15 protein-coding genes are annotated in these 17559 nt (G+C 42.1%); 4 read left to right on the forward strand and 11 right to left on the reverse strand.

Annotated elements, in window-relative coordinates; all coding sequences use genetic code 11:
- Nucleotides 1–97: 97 nt before the first annotated feature.
- From P0M28_RS04950 to P0M28_RS04995, 10 genes are all read right to left on the reverse strand, one after another.
- Nucleotides 98–3187, reverse strand: coding sequence for an ATP-binding cassette domain-containing protein (locus tag P0M28_RS04950; RefSeq protein WP_302208457.1), 3090 nt, complete (start codon nucleotides 3185–3187; stop codon nucleotides 98–100).
- A 140-nt stretch (nucleotides 3188–3327) separates the two neighbouring features.
- Complete coding sequence (locus P0M28_RS04955; RefSeq protein WP_302208458.1) at nucleotides 3328–3690, reverse strand: DUF1987 domain-containing protein; 363 nt, start codon at nucleotides 3688–3690, stop codon at nucleotides 3328–3330.
- A 37-nt stretch (nucleotides 3691–3727) separates the two neighbouring features.
- Nucleotides 3728–4270, reverse strand: coding sequence for a SiaB family protein kinase (locus tag P0M28_RS04960; RefSeq protein ID WP_302208460.1), 543 nt, complete (start codon nucleotides 4268–4270; stop codon nucleotides 3728–3730).
- Between the two features lie 37 nt (nucleotides 4271–4307).
- Nucleotides 4308–7769: a PAS domain S-box protein gene (locus P0M28_RS04965; RefSeq protein WP_302208462.1), complete on the reverse strand. Its 3462-nt coding sequence runs from the start codon at nucleotides 7767–7769 to the stop codon at nucleotides 4308–4310.
- A gap of 95 nt (nucleotides 7770–7864) precedes the next feature.
- Nucleotides 7865–8692 (reverse strand): GAF domain-containing protein, encoded by an 828-nt coding sequence (locus P0M28_RS04970; RefSeq protein ID WP_302208464.1) that lies wholly within the window; start codon nucleotides 8690–8692, stop codon nucleotides 7865–7867.
- A 4-nt stretch (nucleotides 8693–8696) separates the two neighbouring features.
- Nucleotides 8697–9290, reverse strand: a complete 594-nt coding sequence (locus P0M28_RS04975; protein WP_302208465.1) for a chemotaxis protein CheB — start codon at nucleotides 9288–9290, stop codon at nucleotides 8697–8699.
- Nucleotides 9291–9312: 22 nt separating this feature from the next.
- Nucleotides 9313–10194, reverse strand: a complete 882-nt coding sequence (locus tag P0M28_RS04980; protein WP_302208467.1) for a CheR family methyltransferase — start codon at nucleotides 10192–10194, stop codon at nucleotides 9313–9315.
- 288 nt (nucleotides 10195–10482) lie between these two features.
- Nucleotides 10483–11769 carry a M16 family metallopeptidase gene (locus P0M28_RS04985; protein ID WP_302208469.1) on the reverse strand — a complete coding sequence of 429 codons (1287 nt, stop codon included), beginning with the start codon at nucleotides 11767–11769 and terminating at the stop codon, nucleotides 10483–10485.
- A 43-nt stretch (nucleotides 11770–11812) separates the two neighbouring features.
- Nucleotides 11813–12067, reverse strand: coding sequence for a hypothetical protein (locus tag P0M28_RS04990; RefSeq protein ID WP_302208470.1), 255 nt, complete (start codon nucleotides 12065–12067; stop codon nucleotides 11813–11815).
- A complete protein-coding gene (locus P0M28_RS04995; RefSeq protein ID WP_302208471.1) occupies nucleotides 12060–13223 on the reverse strand; it encodes a glycosyltransferase in 1164 nt (387 codons plus the stop codon). The genes P0M28_RS04990 and P0M28_RS04995 overlap by 8 nt, the downstream gene beginning before the upstream one ends.
- A gap of 310 nt (nucleotides 13224–13533) precedes the next feature.
- Here P0M28_RS04995 and ruvC point away from each other — a divergent pair, with 310 nt between their 5' ends.
- From ruvC to P0M28_RS05015, 4 genes are all read left to right on the forward strand, one after another.
- A complete protein-coding gene (gene ruvC / locus P0M28_RS05000; protein WP_302208472.1) occupies nucleotides 13534–14142 on the forward strand; it encodes a crossover junction endodeoxyribonuclease RuvC in 609 nt (202 codons plus the stop codon).
- Between the two features lie 7 nt (nucleotides 14143–14149).
- Entirely contained in the window at nucleotides 14150–15238 is a 1089-nt protein-coding gene (locus tag P0M28_RS05005) for a potassium channel family protein (RefSeq protein ID WP_302208473.1), read from the forward strand.
- Nucleotides 15239–15364: 126 nt separating this feature from the next.
- A complete protein-coding gene (locus P0M28_RS05010; RefSeq protein WP_302208475.1) occupies nucleotides 15365–15616 on the forward strand; it encodes a type II toxin-antitoxin system ParD family antitoxin in 252 nt (83 codons plus the stop codon).
- The gene (locus tag P0M28_RS05015; RefSeq protein ID WP_302208476.1) at nucleotides 15594–15893 is read left to right on the forward strand and encodes a type II toxin-antitoxin system RelE/ParE family toxin; all 300 of its coding nucleotides are present in this window, start codon (nucleotides 15594–15596) and stop codon (nucleotides 15891–15893) included. The genes P0M28_RS05010 and P0M28_RS05015 overlap by 23 nt, the downstream gene beginning before the upstream one ends.
- Before the next feature lie 60 nt (nucleotides 15894–15953).
- On the opposite strand, the gene P0M28_RS05020 is transcribed toward P0M28_RS05015, so the two are convergent.
- Complete coding sequence (locus P0M28_RS05020) at nucleotides 15954–17549, reverse strand: M56 family metallopeptidase (protein ID WP_302208477.1); 1596 nt, start codon at nucleotides 17547–17549, stop codon at nucleotides 15954–15956.
- Between the last annotated feature and the right edge of the window lie 10 nt (nucleotides 17550–17559).

Below are 17559 nucleotides of genomic sequence, written 5' to 3' on the forward strand. Positions count from 1 at the left end.
TCTGGATTTGATGTAACAAAGGTATCATGCGTCACTCCAAGTTGAAATCGAAATAGAATGAATAACTTACGTATGAATTATTTCTGGCATAAACCGACTATTTTTTCAGCTTAGGAAGCTTAATATCACTAAGCGCCGAAAAGCCCCTCTTGAATATCTCGAAGTACAAGGAAATATATAATAAGGTTGTCATGGCCCAAATAACGATGATATTAAAATAAAAGGTATCGATGAGCTGACCCGCCAATTGTTTTTTGGGAGCAAAGAAATGAGTACGGTAACTGAAAAATCCAGCATTGGCCACTGATGGTTCATTAAAAATTGGGTCTATTTGTTGTAACAAACGCCCCTTATGCTGAACTATTCTTTCCGAAGTATTCACATTTCTTACTAAATCAGCAAGACTCTCATTATAGTACTTGTCCTTAAATTCGTTTAGGTCATAGTCTAACCCTGCTTTATTCTCGAGATGGTAAACTAACTTTTCTTTTTTGCTTACTGCATCATTAAATATTTTCATGTAATGCGTATTCAAGCTCTTAAGATACGTACGCAGTTGCTGAATGGTCTCCAGATTGATATTAGTTTTTGTTAAAGCTGAGTCTAAATTGAGGGTTTCAATCCCTTCTCGAAAACTCTCATTCTTCAACTCCTTTCGTAGAATATACAAGTCAGTATCTAGTGTAGCTAGCATAGAATCATTTTCAGAAGTAATATTATTCTGAATACTTTGTAGCTTAGATTCTAACTTGGGGATTAGGTAAGCTGATTCGTAATCGGATTGGCGTTCCTGCTTCTCCAATTCGTAGAAAGGCCGCTGGAAAGAGTTTTCTTTAAACTGGTACACCGCCATTGCTTCGTAGGCCCAGCGAGAAGTCATCAAATCAGCTACGAGAGGCACTTCCCCTTTTGTACTGATTAAACTATTTAGTTTATCAAAATCGAAAAGTAGCCCACTTAGTATCATTTGCGGGATAAGCAGTAGCGGAATAATGATATAAACTGTTACCGCAGAGTTGAAAGAGGCTGAGATGTTTAGCCCTAATACGTTGGCAAAACAAGAAACTGAAAACAAAACCAACCAAAAGCTTAGTGTCATCTCTCTGATCTCCAAAATCAAATTCCCAATCAGCACAAAGCTCAATGTTTGTATGGCCGACATGGTGAAGAGAATTAATACTTTAGAAGAGAGGTAGCTGCTTCGGCTAAGGTTCAAAAAAGATTCTCGTTTTAGTATTTTTCGATCTCGAATAATTTCTTCAGCACTTACCGTAAGCCCCATAAAAAGAGCCACTATAATGCTGATAAGCAGATAGGCTGGAATATTTTCGTTAAACCGAAATACGTACTCTGAACTTCCTACTTCGGTGTATCGAATAATAAAAGAAAGAAAAAGAGCCAGTACCGGAGCTTCCAAAAAGTTGATTAGCAGGTATTGCTTATTACTGATTTTGGAAAGCGTATCCCGTATGGTAAATATAAATGCCTGTTTTAGTCGGTTAGGTATGGTCAGCGATTTGGGAGGGGTTTCAGACACATCTGGCACCCGTCTGAAAGAAAAATTCTCTCCGTACATCTCGCTCCATTGCTGAGGGTTCACTTTACGTTTATTCGTAAACTGACCGTATTCATCAACTACTTTGGCTTCAATAATATTGAATACTTGCTCAGGGTTAACGTTGCCGCATTCTGAACACTGCCCTCGCTCAGCATCTACCTGGTTAGAAGCTTTTTTGAAGTAAGTTACGGCTGCTACCGGGTTTCCATAAAATATGGGATAGCCACCGGTATCCATAATGAACATCTTATCAAACATCTTATAGATGTCGGAAGATGGTTGGTGGATTACTACAAATATAAGCTTCCCTTTTAGAGAAAGTTCTTTTAGTAAGTCAATTACATTTTCTGAATCGCGAGAAGACAACCCGGATGTAGGTTCATCAACGAACATTACCGCTGGTTCTCGGATTAGCTCCAACGCAATATTCAGCCGTTTACGCTGTCCACCACTAATCGTTTTGTCTAGCACACTACCTACTCTCAGGTCTTTTCGGTGCTCAAGCCCCAAGCTCTCCAGTGTGTCAAGGACGAGCTTATCAATTTCTTCTTCGCTTTTATCAGCAAAACAAAGCTTAGCGTTGTAGTACAGGTTTTCGTATACCGTTAGCTCTTCAATCAGCAAATCGTCTTGTGCTACGTAGCCAATCACCCCCTGAATATGCTCTTTCTGAAGATGAATGTTATAGCCATTAATCAGCACCTCTCCTTCTGAGGGAGCTTCAATACCCGCCAGCACATTCAGTAGCGTAGTTTTGCCCGCACCACTGGCTCCCATAATGCCAATGAGCTTGCCCGGACCTTCGGAAATATTGATATTTCTCAGGCCAACTCCGCCGTTCGGAAACCGAAAAGTGACTTCGTTAACGTTGAATGAGATTTTTTGAACCTCATCATCTGACAAGAAGTGCCGAATTATGTCGCTGTAATACAATGCATCTCCCACCGGAGTTTTGATGGTGCTACCGTTAGAAAAGAGATACGAATGGTCTGGCTTCATAATAAAGCCATTCAGCACTATATCACTTTTTCCTAGGTACTTTACAAAGTATAAATCAACACTATTAACTTTCAGAAAAATAATTTCGCCCTGAATATCCGCTACTACGTGCTTTTGCTTGCCAGTATCACCAGTTCGAGCACTCACGGTCAGAATATCTTCCGAATTTTCCTGAACCTCCTGGTCATTTAGCGCAAAGCTTTCAATCAGTTTGTACTCCTCAGCTTCAATATTAAATACTTCAGAAACCGTATTAATAATATTGGCTCGCTGCTCAGTAAAATTTCCATCGGAAGCTACCAGCTCTAGTACTTTTGCCAGCACAACAACCTTCTGCTTCTGTGTAAGGGTTTTATTGATTTTACGACAGATCGCCAACGTTTTAACTGAGTCTCTAACTGAGGTCAGCTTCCGCTTTTTAACTACCACCTCACCCTCGGCAACTTCATCAGACTTCCCCCAATCTGCATATTTATCGTACAGCTCTACATACTCCTTAATAGAGTCGTGATCCAGCTCCTGAGTAAAGAAACTAATAACAAAGTTGCGTTCTTTCTCAGTAACACCACCGTCTTGTTTGGTGATGATAGCAAATAATTGGGTTAACGCTTTAAGAATTTCTTCACTCATGGTCTTACGATCCGTTGCGTAAATTCAACTACAACCCCTGCATTCTGAGAGGCAAAGAGAGCCTGAGCTATTACCGCTGAATAGCTAAATTTGGTTGGCGAAACCTTTAAATAAACGAGGTAATACTAACGATGGAACTTCTAGTAGGTACTGAACTCAAAGGACACTTCCACTAGCTCAGAAAATTCTTCGCCCGCTTCTTCCATATCCTCATCATCTTCGTGAAAATACCAGTGTATTTTAGCCCCCTCTACTTCTTCAATTTTAGAAAGGACGTCTAAGATTAGCTTAGAAGATGCGGTGTTAAAATATTCTAGTTTAAATACAAACTCGCTGCTAGGGTTGGGATCTTTAGCATAAGCACCTAACCAATCTAATACGGGTTGGTAGAACTCTGCCGAGTCTTCCGGTAAAGAACGACCAGAAATCTCAAATATACCGTTACTTTTATCAAGAATGATTTTCGGTGTATCTTCTGTTCCTTCTAAGTGTATGATTTCCATGGCAATAATATGTTTTGAATTGACTTTCTATTTTGGTTTAACTACGGATAATAGTGGTCTTTAAAGTAAAAAATGAACGCTTATCGTCCATCTCAATAAAATCGTATTCCAGTTTACTCCCTGACTTCCGAGCCATATCAACGAACCCTAATCCAGCCCCTCCTTTTTCTGAGATGGTAGTGTTTTTAATAATGTCTTTGTAAAGCTGCTTCAGACCGTCTTTGTCTAAGCCATTTACCCGATCTAATCGCTCCTTAAGACCGGTTACATCTTCTTTCTCCAAAGGGTTGCCCGAAGCAATGATATACTCATCACCTTTTTTACCAATCATGAATACTGCGTTATATTCATACCCTTCTTCTACCTTGTACCCTTCACCGTGTTTCACAATATTTTGAAGACACTCTACCATTACGTTGAATACCTTTCGCTTCACAGAAGATTCTTCTCCCATGGAATCCATATTACGTTCGGCCATAGCCAGCACGGATTTGGTAATTTCTTGCGTAAATTCCCCCTCATATACTAAGATGAGGTTCTGATCCCGCATTGTTTTGTGTAAGTCATACACATACTTCATGATCTGTCAGATTTAATTGTTAGTCGATCAATTTAATTTAAAACTTAATACCAATCATTAGTACATCATCAGTCTGCTTTTCTTCACCCTGCCATTCTTCCCAAGAAGACCCAATGGTTTGATGAACGTCATCCATCGGTTTATGGTGATGCTCCTGAATCATGGCTCGCAGGCGTTTAGGTCCGTATTTACGGTTATTCGGCCCGCCAAATTGGTCAGGAAATCCGTCGGAACAGAAGTAGATAGAGTCGCCTTTAGCGGCCTTAATAGTTGTGGTAGTAAAGTTGGTCTGATTCTTATATATTCCTCCACCAATCGGAAATTTGTCTCCCTTAATCTCTACCATCTCGCCTTTATTCATAAAATACAGCGGACGGTGAGCCCCGGCATATTGCACCTCGTTTTTACGAATGCGACACAGAGCAATATCCATTCCGTCTTTACTCTGAGAGTCATCTGAATCCTGTCGCAACGTCTTAGTCACTCCATCGTCTAATTGATCTAAAATCTCACCCGGATCAGACACTCCCCGGCTACGAACTATATCGTTTAGCAAGAAGTAGCCAATCAGCGATATTAGTGCGCCCGGCACGCCGTGCCCGGTACAGTCTACTGCCGCAATGAACGTATCTTCACCTCGTTGCATAAACCAAGGAAAGTCACCACTAACCACGTCTCGGGCTTTGTAGAAGATAAAAGATTCCGGGAATACATGCTTAATAATTTGATTATCTGGTAAGATAGCGCCTTGAATACGGCGAGCGTAATTAATACTATCGTTAATCTTTTTATTCTTACTCTGGATTTCCAGCTCAATTTGCTTACGCTCAGTAATATCATGCGATACTACGAGCACTGATTCCAACTGCTCTTCTTCATCAAATTCAGGGATAGCATTTACGTTCATTACCCGATCACCCAGTTGGGAAGGGAAATCGATTTCTTTCGCCACGGTTTGCTCTGAGCTACCTACTTCACCCAGAATCTTCAACCATTCCTCCACTACTGAGGGCTCAAAGCTAGCCTCAGAAATTCGCTTGTTTAGAAACTCCGAGGGCGCTTGTCCGGTATACGTTTCGATAGTAGGGTTGATGTAGAAGAAGGTACCTTCTTTGTCTAGACGAGTAATTAAGTCTGTCGAGTTCTCAGAAAGTGCCTGCATTTTGCTTCGCATTCGTTCTTCCTGCTCGGCTCGTTTTCGCTCAGTAATATCTCGAGAGTTCAAGACAATTCCTTGCACCGCTGGGTCATCCAACAGGTTAGTACCCGTAGTTTCCACCCATACTTCGCCCCGATCCTTAGTGTTGTACAGATATTGAACGGTAACCGACTCTTTGGGCTTTTTTATAAGTGATGAAAACATATCTAAGAAAGTCTTTTGTCCTTCTTCCACAATGTGTTCCATATCACTATGCCCAATGAGTTCTTCTTGGTTGTAACCGAAGATTCGCTGTACAGATGGACTGATATAACGGATAATTTGGTTGTCTTCGTAGATAGTTACCACCTCTGAAGCATTCTCCAATAGGGATGCCATACGGTTCTGGGTGCGCTCCACTTCTTGAATTTGCTCTTCCAGTTGCTTATTGGCTCGCTGCAACTCCTCTTGAGTAGCCTGCATTTCTTCGGCATTTTGCTGAAGAATCTCCTGCTGTTCCTGCAGTTCGTTACTCATTTGCTGCGCTTCTTGCAACAGGCGACGAGTTCGCTCATTCACCTTAATATTGAAAACTGTACGGGCAGTGATAAGACTAATCTCTTCTACGAACTTAACATCCCGACTACTGAATTTTTCAAAAGCAGCAAACTCCAGCACACCGTATACCTGCTCATTCGTGATTAGGGGCACAATTAGCAAAGATTCTGGTCGCTGATCGCCCAGCAAGCCTGACGTAATTGTTACGTAATCGTAAGGAATTTCTGTTCTAATGAGGGTGTCTTGCTCAATAGCAGCTTGCCCTACCAGACCTTCTGCAAACTTAAACGAGTTCTGAATGTACTTTTTCTTGTTGTACGCATAGCTGGCTTTCATCTCAATTACGGCGTTGCCACCCGTTTCATCACCATCATTCACCACGTAGAAGGCTCCTTGAATTGCGCCTATCTTTTGGCATACGTACGCTACTACTGCATCACCTAACGGCTCAATTTTATCGTGGGCTCGAAGAATTTCTCCAATTTCTGCCACACCAGTCACAATCCAGTTACGCTCAGAGTCTCTTTTTTCAGAGTTCTGGATGTTATCTCTCATGTTAATGAGTGCGTTACCCAGTGCATCTTTCTCACTAATTGGTTGAAAGGAAGCATCTAACTTACCCGCACCAATTTGATGAGCAAAGGAAGCTGTACGCTGTAGAGTGTCTACCACCTTAGCCGTGGTTTCTGCCATTTGGCCAACTTCATCGTCGCTTTTCTTCTCCACCTGCTCAGGTAAAACCCCTTCACTCAGCATTTGCAGTGTCTTTTTCAGCGATAATAGTGCAGAAGTTAGCACTCGGGAAAGTAGTATAGAGATAATAAAAGCGACAACTAAAAGAATGACTCCTACTATGACTGACTTATACAGCAACGAGCGCAATTCGGCATGTAATGCTGCTTGATCAATTTTAGAAATTATTCCCCACTGTTGGGTTGGCAGATAATCCCAAGCAGCTAGTGTTGGCTCACCCCGGTAATCAATATCGTGAATATACCCTGTATTTCCTTCAATCGCCCGCTGCGCCACCTGTTGGTTTATACTACCTGCGGTTGCTTGAAGGGCCAATGGTTCGCTATCCGTAAGTTGAGAACTGTTGATGTAGCTTATATCCTTTCCGGTAGCTTTTACTAAAAATGATTCGCCGTAACTGCCTAGGCTGCTAGAGTCGTTAACTATATCAAATAGCTTAGCCACATTAATCTTGGCAACAGCTAACTGTTCTTCGTTGCTAGTCAATTGTCCAATAAGGGTAAAATGCTGGTCGTTTTCCTTAAAAACTCTACTAGTGTATACTCCTTCTTTTGACTTTTCAATTGTCTGTCCATCTGGATCGTAGAAGGCATCTCCAGGTTGCTGATTCATACTAGAATTATCGCTGGTAAACAGAATATCACCCTGAAGCGATACTAAGGTAATACTGGCAATACTAGATTCACGAGTTAGTATTTCTTTAACTCGTTCGGCATCAACCAATAAAGTAGGCTCAGCAGTGACCTCTTCAAGATCGCTCAAGCCCATAATATCTGAACTAGGAAGCTCCGGAAATTCAGTCTCTTCTAATACTAAACTTTCTTCCTGTTTGGCATCTATTAGGGCCAGTTCGGCAATAATGCGCTTGAAGTACCCTTCTATTTCGCTCTTCTTGTAACTATTTACTAGTTGAAGCCTTTCAGCATACTGACTTTCCAGTACTTGTTCAGTTACCTGATAAGTAATTGTGCTAATGGCAACCACTGCCAAAGCGGTAAGCAGCAACACCGATGCTGTGATTTTACCTCCTATATTAATTCTTTTCAGCATGTTTCTCTTACCAAATTGTTATTCACACTAGAAAATGATGCTTGAATTGATTCTGTCTTGGTCTGTCTGCAAATTGCAATAACCAAACAAATATTTTACACTTTAGCTGCTTGCAAACTTACATTGTCATTATTTGATAGTTTTAGTGCCAATTTTTCAAAGTAATTCTCCAGAACCATTACCTGACCTTCTTCAAAGGGCTTGAATGAAGATAGCTCGAGCATACCTACCACAACATCTGCCTCCTTAATTGGCACTATCAATAAGTGCTTGGGAGTAGCCTTTCCTAGCCCCGAAAAAATCTGGATGTATCCTTCGGGTACGGTATTTATATTTAGCACTTTTCCTTCTTTAGCGGACTGCCCCACTAGTCCTTCTCCCCAGCGGAAGACTACTTTATCGCCTTCCGGTAAATGGTAAGCATAGCTGGCGAACAGCTCTATCGTCTTGTTATCTTCTTCCTCCAATATCTGGTATACAGCGCCCTGACTGGCTTCTAGTGCTCCGCAAACTTGCGACAATGCTCGATTGAAGACGGCTTCGGTATCACCTTCGGAAGCAAGAATATCTTCCGGTTCGCCTAAATGGAGATCATTTGAACTACGGTTACTGGAAGTAGTTTCCGTATCAGCATCTGCCAAATCTTGGCTCGATACTTTAAATTCCGCAATTTGATTCACCTGCTGACTCGGAGCATTCACCATAATAGTAATAGCAACAAAACCCAATAAGATGGTTACACCAACTGAGATGTATATCTGATTTAGTAAGGGGCTTAATTGTTTTACCGCAATAAGGTCTAATGCCGAAGAATACTGAGGCATCGAGTCAGGCAACTGAAATAATAGATACGTAGTTACCCCAGCCGCTATACAAAAAGCGGCTATAGTAGCCCATTTGGTTGTATTGGTAATTGCTTGCATGATATTATCGATATTGTTGGTCTAACTCTAGTAAAAACTCAATGATCTGATCTATTCCCAAGACGTAATCTATGGCAGTAAGGCTCATTGCAGCAGTTGGCATGGTATCAATCATGCATTCTTGAGGATCTTGCACTATAGTGAGCCCACCTCGGTCTTTAATTTTCTTCATCCCCATTGCTCCGTCTTTGTTAGCTCCCGAAAGCAGGATGCCTACCACTTTCTCCCGATAAGCGTAGGATGCTGTATCTAAGGTTACATCAATTGCTGGTCGAGAGTTGTTAATTGCCCCTTCGGTAGATAATGAAAAAGTGTTACCTAGCTCAACCGCCATATGGTAATTAGATGGTGCCAAATAGACACCGCCCTTTTTAATGCTTTCCTTGTCGTGAGGTTCAGTGACTGGCTTAGCACTTTTAATCGACAGGGCTTCTTCAAAACCGTGGCGCACGTGCTTCAAGCGGTGTAGGCACATAATAATTGGGAGAGAAAAATCTTTCGGAACCGACGAGAGTATACGGGTTACTCCCTGGAAGCTTCCGGCTGATCCTCCAACCAATACGGCCTTATATTTACTGTTAACTCTATACTTACTCATAGCTAACTGGATTCCCTTCCTGCTAGTCTTTGATTTTTTTATACACTTTTTCTTCGTTATTCACGATGATGAACTTATTGGCTATTTCGCACCAGATCAGCGATTCTTTAGAACCAATTGCCAAGTAACTATACTTAAACAAGCTCTCGTGAAGCTTCTTTAAAACCCGGTTTTGCAAATTCTGATTGAAGTAAATCATCACATTCCGGCAGAGAATCAAATCAAATTTGTTGAAGACATCTCCTTTCACCAGATCGAAATTGCGATATGAAACCCCCGCAAATAGCGTGGGATCAATAACAGCCATTCCATCTTTCTCTTCGTAATAGTGGCTCAATGTTTTTTCGCCCTGAAAGCGGATGTAATTTTTTTCATTCAGAGCCATATTCTTGATGGGCACCCGGCCATCTTTAGCCTTTTCCAGAATTGGCTTATCAATATCAGTAGCAATAATATTGGTTTTATGTAGTATGTCCATTTCTTTTAATAGAATACACATACTCATTACTTCTTCTCCTGAAGAGCAGCCAGCGTGCCAGATATTGATTGTATCATGATTTAAGAATAGGTTGGGAATAATATGGTCGCGCGCCTCTCTCCAGAATGAAGGATCTCGGAACATTTCGGTCACATTTACCGTGACTTCGGCTAAAAACGTCTCGATAAAAGAAGGGTCATTCTCTAGCTTCGTAATGATCGCTTTCGCAGAGTCAAGCTGAAGAATATCTATAATACGCTGTATTCGCCTTCGGAAAGAAGATTTGGCATAATCAGAAAAATCATAACCGTAGCGGTTCTTCACTACCTCGGTGATCTTTCGTAAATCGGCTATTTCTACCTCCACACTCTTTTTGCTTCCTGAAGACTGCTGTGGATCAAATATTACTTTTTGGCTTTGAATCATCGCTCTTACACCTATTTTTTAAATCACTTAATCAATTACTTCTCGCAGTAGTCATTTCAAAAATAATTCAAAAAAAGCGTATAAAAGCAATATTGGAGATACCCCTCCGGCTAATTAGTGTAATAAATTAAAACCCCTTTTCGGAAAATCAGAAAAAGGATATTTTGTAGATAGGATTTTCTACAAAGTAAGGGAAGCACTAAAAAATGGAAGTCTCGACGATATGATGAGCTAATGAAAACCTGGCTGTTTTCTGATACTTTTCTGGGTCACCCCCTCTTTTGCTGATCAGGAATAGCTTCCTACAACTACTTCAAACCAGTTTTCTTCCTGAAAATAGCGATGGGCTAACTCTTGCAGCGATTCTGATTTTATCTCATTCAACACGCGCAGATAATCTTGGAAGTACGCGTAGGTGAGGTTATGTAAATAGATACTTTTAAACTTTTCGGCTAAGGCAAAGGGTGTATCGACCGAAGTGAGCAATCTTCCTGCCATGTAGTTTTTTACGGTATTTAGCTCAATAGTATCGATGGGCTGATCTCGCAGAATGGCTATTTCACGGTAAATTTCAGTAAGGGCCGATTGGGTAAGCTCCTTCTTCACATCAGTACCAATTACTAAGTATCCGGCCTCTTGTAGATTAACTATACTGGAATAGATGCCGTACGTTAGCCCTTTCTCTTCCCGAATATTTTTCATTAAGCGGGAGCCAAAGTACCCGCCTAGCACAGTATTGAGTACTCGCATGGGAATAGCATCGGGGTGATTACGAGTGAACAGCGGCATTCCTACCCGAATAGAAGATTGCAAATTATCCGGTCGCTCTTCTAAATGTTTCTGCTCTTGAGAAAGGTTAGCCCAAATATCGGTTTGCTTTGTAGTATCTCGCCGTTCGGTGGTAAGGGTGCCAATATGTTTTTCCAACAGTGTTAGCACTTCTTCATCAACTTGCCCCGATACTATTACCTCCCAGTTGGCCGAAATATGGTTTTGGTAAAAGTTTACTAAAGAAGATTGGGTTACGTCGGCCACTTTATCTTCGGTTAAGGTTTTACCGTAGGGCTGATGCTCACCAAATAATACTGCCCGCATTTTTTTAGAAGCTACGGTACTTGTTTTTTCGTTACTTACTCGAATCTTCTGAATCTGAATAGCTTTTAGCTTTTCCAACTCATTCTCTGGGAAAGTAGCTTCCGTAAGTAGCTCTGCCAGCAGTGCTAAAAGTGGGTCAACGTATTTCTTTAGCGTGTAAATTTCAATAGAAGCATAGTCCAGTCCGGGATTTAGCTGCAAGAAAGCTCCGTAAGAGTCTACCAAGTTAGACACCGAGTAGGCTGTACGACGCTGGGTTCCTTCAGCTAGCATTTTGGTGGTAAAAAAACTACTCCCTAAATCTGACTCATGCTTCGTGCCAGCCTGCGGCAATAGCAGTTCAATACCAATTACCGGTTCTTTTCCGGCATTTATGTAGTGTACTGGTACTCCATTCGACAGGTGGTGCGGTTTGGCTTGGGGAAGCTGAACGTGATGAATAGGTTGTGAAGGGGGCGGTACCGAACGATCAAGAATCATATTTCAGATGACAATTAACAGTGAGAAATGGACAATTCAACGCTTATCTTCCGTTGTGCACTAACAATCCGGCTTTGGTGGCTAGGTAAGAATACGCTTGGTAGTATTGATTAATATCAACTTCATGGGCTAGTAATTCTTCTGAGTGATTTTGGTAACACTTAATCCATTTTTTTTCCAAGAGTGCTTTCAGTACCAAAAACAGTTCATCTTCCTTCATACCAACCGCCTCAGACAGCTCTTCAAAAGAAGTGACGAAATACAGTTCATCCAGTACATCAAATTCTTGGTCAGTCATGCTGATGATGTTTACGGTTTTTCCAAGTGTAACCTCCACCACTGGCTATTAGCCCAATAAGTATAAAATATGCCGAGTAAAGCAATTGCAGAGGTAAAAGGTTTATTAGGTTCTCTTTTTTCTTCAAAAACCGCAATACTGATTTCAGAAAAGCCCACTCCACCCCTACTTTCAGAAACAACAGCCCCACTAACCAGTAATCTAGCGTAACCCCAAGCGTAAAATAGATTAGGCCCGACAGAAACCCTACGTGAAATATAAAAACCAGCAAGGACAACAGCACTACTTGGGCTTCGCGGTGCATTTTCCATTTTCCGGCCCAACGCTTGCGCTGTTGTATAAATGAAGTTACCGTTCTTTTAGCATACGTTTTTACCACCGCCTCTGGGCTCTTCAAAAAGAAAACACCTTTAGGGTACTCCCGAAAAACCGCGTGCAGCAAAAACTCATCGTCGCCCGAAGGAACATGCCAGTGACCCTGATACCCGCCTACTCTCCGAAAGGCCGAACGAGAGAAAGCCAGGTTCGCTCCGTTGCAGGTAATGGGATGTTGCGTCTGAATACTGGCGGCACTCATACCAATCAGGCTAGCAAACTCAATGGTTTGCAATCGCTGAAACCAAGTTTTTTCCTGATGAAAGGTAACGCCCCCCGCAGCCAAAGCCGGGCGATACTGCTGAAGAAACTGCAACCAGGTTAGTAGCCAGTAGGGTTCAACCCGGCAGTCGCCGTCGGTGGTAATGATATAATCGCCTTGCGAAGATTGAATACCCTGCCAAATTGCTTGTTTCTTGGGCGAACGATTTCTGGTTGCAGTATCTGATGGGATTAATGTTATCGTCAGCTCAGTCTGGCTGGCAAAATTTCTTACCAAAGTAGCTGTTTCGTCTTCGGACGCATCGTCTACCACAATTACCTCCCAGTTGCGTTTAGGCAGCAGTTGTTGTTCATTAAGCCGTTGTTTCTCCAAATCTTGAAGCAGCGATACAATATGTCGGGCTTCATTGCGTACTGGAATTATTACCGATGCCCGAAGAGGTTGCTCGGAGAGTTTCGCTGGCTGAGGATGAAATACCGGAATTTGTAGCCAGTAGTAGTGAAAACGCACAACCAGCAGACAGTAGATAAGTACAAAAATGGTAAAAATGACCTCCATAGGTAGTAGCTACAAAGGTAAGATTGTTGACTGAAAAGCGTGAGGGAATAGTTGAATTGTTTGATTGTTGAATTGTTGTTAGTCCACAGTTGATAGTCTACAGTCCACAGGTTGAGAAGCTGGAAGTGTTTGGGTGTTGATGTCCAATTGCTAAATTACTGATTGCTGAATGGTTATTAGTCATTGGTCATCAGTCATTACTCATTGCACACTGTTCATTGCCCATTACTTTTAGTCTCCGCCTTCTATCTTTTCATATTTCGTATCTCACATCTCATATCTATAAAAAATCTCTATATTTAAAGGCAAGATGACCCAAACCAAGCCAACGATCGCAAAACGGCCCGATAGCGAAAGAATTATTCTGGGCATTGATCCCGGAACCAACGAAATGGGCTACGGAGTAATCTGTATCCGCAGTTCTCCCTCGCACTCCAGCGTAATTACCCTCATGCAATACGGCATCATTCATTTACGTAAATACGCGAACTACCAAACAAAACTGCAGAAAATATTTGACCGTATCGTCAGCCTGATTGATGAATACCATCCCGATGAGATGGCACTAGAGGCTCCGTTTTACAGCAAAAACGTACAGTCTATGCTTAAACTGGGCCGGGCTCAGGGAGTAGCGATGGCAGCGGCTCTTAGCCGACAAATTCCGGTAACGGAGTACGCCCCCCGCAAAGTGAAACAATCGGTAACTGGCAACGGAAATGCCTCGAAGGAGCAGGTTTCCAAGATGCTAGGTAGTTTGTTAGATACCAATAATCCATTATTGCAAGCAAATCAACTCAATGATGCTACCGATGCTCTGGCCGTTGCCCTATGCCATCATTACCAAAAATCATCACCCATTCGGCACAATAAAAGCTGGAAAGCCTTTGTGGCGGATAATCCCGAGCGGGTAAAATCGTAGCGATATTATGACCGTTCAGCAGCGAAAAAAATGGTATGTCTTAGGCGCAGTAGTTATCGCTTACTTTGCTATAACTTACTTATTGTACTGGGTTGAGCGCGATCAGGAGGGCACCGGGTTTAGCCATCCGTCGGATGCATTCTGGTTCACCATTGTTACTCTATCAACCGTCGGTTACGGTGACTATACTCCGGTTTCTCCTATCGGAAGAATTATCGGAGTAATTTTTATATTAGGAAGTGTCGGGATATTGGGCTACTTCATTAGTCAGCTTACTGCACAGGTTTCGGTATATTTAGAAAAAAAACGTTTAGGACTCTTGGGAACAAAATTCACGAATCATATTCTGGTTATTGGTTGGGACAAATTTGGCAAAGAGGTTGTTGAGGAAGTCGTTCATTCGGGCAACCAAGTGGCGATTGTTTGCAACGATAAAAGTGAGATTGATCTCATCCACGAAGCCTTTAGCAACAAGGAGGTATTTGCCCTCTTCACTGATTACAGCAATTTAGAAGCTTTAGAGAAAGCGAATATACAAGAATCGGCTACGGTGTTTATCAACTTTGAAGATGATACCGAAGTGCTGATTTACCTACTCAATTTGAAAAAATCGTACCCCGACTTGAACTACGTAGTTTCGTTGAGCAACCCTAGTTTGAAAGAAACCTTTGCTGCCACCGGAGTGCGCTACGTGGTTTCCAAAACCGAAATTGCTTCCCGCTTAGTAGCTAGCTACACCTTTGAGCCGGACGTAGCCATGATGGCCGAGTCGCTTATGACTTCCGCATTGGAAGGCGAAGACTACGATTTGCTAGAATACCGCGTAACCGAGCAAAACCCCTACGTAGGCCAAGACTATCTGGATGCCTTTATCTCTTTAAAAAAAGAGCATGATTGTGTATTGGTGGGGACCAACAAAAAACAATCGGACGGAAGCCGCTTATTGATGAAAAACCCTTCCGCCGGAGTAACTATTAACGCAGATGATTACCTGATTCTCATTTGCACCGGAACCATCAAGAACAAAATGCAGAAGCTATTCGGTGTATCCGAAGGCCGTTTACAAGAACGCGGAACTTCTCAGAAGGTGAAGTGATGAGTTATATCCAAGAGTACAGCCATAACTCAGTAAAAATCAAGAACGGCATGTACCAAATCCATATGATGTATCCATATTTGCTAAATATAGACATTTTCTATATTTTTGATTAAATAACGAATTATGAATATTAGTTTCACCAAGCAACAGGAAGGATACATTGCGAAGCAAATTGAATCAGGTGATTATCAAAATGCAGCGGAAGTTGTGCGCGAAGCCTTACGATATCACCAGTTGTATCGGACTAAAATCGCTAATGAATTAAAAGAAGCAATTAATCAAGGATGGGAAGGCCCTGCTAGTAACCGATCGGTGCAAGACATTATAGCGGCTAAGAAGAAGGCAAAAAAAAATGGCCGAGATTCAATTCTATGAACTCTCTACCGCTGCTGATCAAGACTTAGAAGATATTTTTGATTATCTTGACCATCACTACGGAGGCCGTCGAGCCGAAGAATACCTTCTAACTTTGGAAGCCCTATTTGGTCAGTTAGTAGATTATCCTGAGATGGGAGTGAGTCGGGATAAAATCCGAACGGGGTTACGTAGCTTTCCTAAAGCCCAACACATTGTGTTTTATCGGATATTACCAAACCGTGTTAGAATAGTACGGATACTCCACCAATATCGTGACCTTCGCAGACATCTCTAAATAATAGGTAGCGACGTAATCATACGTGGTGACGTGATCAATCACGTCGCTACTTTAGAACTAATTCTTAGCCCCGTAAGCTACCACCACCATCTCATCTAGTTTTTTGGTAGATTGGTCTCTTTCCACTGCACTAATTGATTTATCGGCTTTATCAACTCCGTCATCAAATTTGAAGGTGATGGGTAGTACCATTCGTACCGGAACGGGTTTGCCATCGGTAGTCCCCGGGTTCCAGGCAGGAGCTTCTTCCAGTACGCGAACCGCTTCTTCATCACAACCAGCACCAATACCTTTTAAAGCTTGAAAATCGGTAAGCTCGCCGTACTCGTTCACAACAAATTGTACAAATACTTTTCCTTCAATACCTTTTTCGCGAGCTTCTTTGGGGTATTTCATATTATTCATAATATGCTGATAGAATTCTCCCAACCCTCCTACTGGCTCAGGCTGGTTTTCTACTACAGTGAATACTCCAGCAGCATCGGGTAAGTTTATTAATTTTCTTTGAAGTACATCTAGCTGACTAAGTAAGTTTTCAAAACTTTGATAATCGCTACTAGAAGCGACTTCATCAAATACCATAAGCTGTAAATCTTTGTAAGAAACTGATTCCGAATTAGTGGTTTTTTCCCCTTTCTCCTTTATTGCATCCATCATATGCCCTGGGTTCTCAAAATATTTTTTAGTTAAAACATTCAACTTTCCTTCTACTTCCTGAATTTGCGCCTGCACACCTTCGTATGACTCGGCAATCGCTTGCTGCTCCAGCTCTTCGGTGTCGGGTTGGCAGGAGAACACGAAAAATAAAGAGGTTACTACGGGTATGACGAGGGCGTAACGATACCATCGGAGATTATTATTCTTTTCCATCATTTTAATACGTTTTAAGGTTTTGGATTTATAAAAATGGTTTACCACCGTCCATTGCAAGCTTGCCATGGATTGCTTCGCTAACAAACGGGAGTAGGTTTGACGGTCAGCCGTGGGGTGCTGCAGTGCCCCGGCATCCGCCGCGAATTCGTGATTTTCTACCAAGGCTCGCTCAAAGAGATAGACCAACGGATGAAACCAGAACACGATTTTTAATAGGGTAAAGTAGGTAATATCGTAACTATGCTTTTGCCAAATATGGGTTTCTTCGTGCGCCATCATCTGCCGAGCCTCCGAAGCCGATAGCGTTTGAGTGTTATCCCACAGCAAAAACTGGAAGAATGAAGAGGTGGGAAACTTACCTTCGGTATGAAGCAGTCGGTACTTTTCTTTAGAAAGCGACTGAGGTCGGCTCTGGCGAATAGCCCACAGTACGCTCAAGAATTGGCGGAAATAATATCCCAGCATACCTAGCAAGCCTACGCCGTAGACAATGCCAAAAAAGTAGTCCCACCGCCACTGAAATGTGTTTTTGGCAGCCACTGGAGCATCCAATGCTAGAAATGGATCAAGCCAAATGGCTGATGGATTTACCACATTAGAAGTAGCAGTTCCCAGCGGGATTTCCAATAAGGGAAACACAACTCCCAGCAGTGATGCCGCCAATAAATAAAATCGATTGTACTGATACGTAGTTTGGTTAGTCAGTAGAAAGTGATAGAACAGATAAAAAACTCCCCAGCAAACGCTAACTTCTAGCAGGTAATTAACGATGGTATTCATAATAAGCAGA

This window comes from Tunicatimonas pelagia, from assembly GCF_030506325.1.
Taxonomy (GTDB): domain Bacteria; phylum Bacteroidota; class Bacteroidia; order Cytophagales; family Cyclobacteriaceae; genus Tunicatimonas; species Tunicatimonas pelagia.

Bases quoted from the DNA above. Each gene is read 5' to 3' on its own strand.
- P0M28_RS04995 (WP_302208471.1), bottom strand. From the start codon at position 13,223: ATGGAGGTCATTTTTACCATTTTTGTACTTATCTACTGTCTGCTGGTT.
- P0M28_RS04955 (WP_302208458.1), bottom strand. From the start codon at position 3,690: ATGGAAATCATACACTTAGAAGGAACAGAAGATACACCGAAAATCATT.
- P0M28_RS04980 (WP_302208467.1), bottom strand. From the start codon at position 10,194: ATGATTCAAAGCCAAAAAGTAATATTTGATCCACAGCAGTCTTCAGGA.
- P0M28_RS04950 (WP_302208457.1), bottom strand. From the start codon at position 3,187: ATGAGTGAAGAAATTCTTAAAGCGTTAACCCAATTATTTGCTATCATC.
- P0M28_RS04965 (WP_302208462.1), bottom strand. From the start codon at position 7,769: ATGCTGAAAAGAATTAATATAGGAGGTAAAATCACAGCATCGGTGTTG.
- P0M28_RS04960 (WP_302208460.1), bottom strand. From the start codon at position 4,270: ATGAAGTATGTGTATGACTTACACAAAACAATGCGGGATCAGAACCTC.
- P0M28_RS05010 (WP_302208475.1), top strand. From the start codon at position 15,365: ATGAATATTAGTTTCACCAAGCAACAGGAAGGATACATTGCGAAGCAA.
- P0M28_RS04970 (WP_302208464.1), bottom strand. From the start codon at position 8,692: ATGCAAGCAATTACCAATACAACCAAATGGGCTACTATAGCCGCTTTT.
- ruvC (WP_302208472.1), top strand. From the start codon at position 13,534: ATGACCCAAACCAAGCCAACGATCGCAAAACGGCCCGATAGCGAAAGA.
- P0M28_RS04985 (WP_302208469.1), bottom strand. From the start codon at position 11,769: ATGATTCTTGATCGTTCGGTACCGCCCCCTTCACAACCTATTCATCAC.
- P0M28_RS05020 (WP_302208477.1), bottom strand. From the start codon at position 17,549: ATGAATACCATCGTTAATTACCTGCTAGAAGTTAGCGTTTGCTGGGGA.
- P0M28_RS05015 (WP_302208476.1), top strand. From the start codon at position 15,594: ATGGCCGAGATTCAATTCTATGAACTCTCTACCGCTGCTGATCAAGAC.
- P0M28_RS05005 (WP_302208473.1), top strand. From the start codon at position 14,150: ATGACCGTTCAGCAGCGAAAAAAATGGTATGTCTTAGGCGCAGTAGTT.
- P0M28_RS04990 (WP_302208470.1), bottom strand. From the start codon at position 12,067: ATGACTGACCAAGAATTTGATGTACTGGATGAACTGTATTTCGTCACT.
- P0M28_RS04975 (WP_302208465.1), bottom strand. From the start codon at position 9,290: ATGAGTAAGTATAGAGTTAACAGTAAATATAAGGCCGTATTGGTTGGA.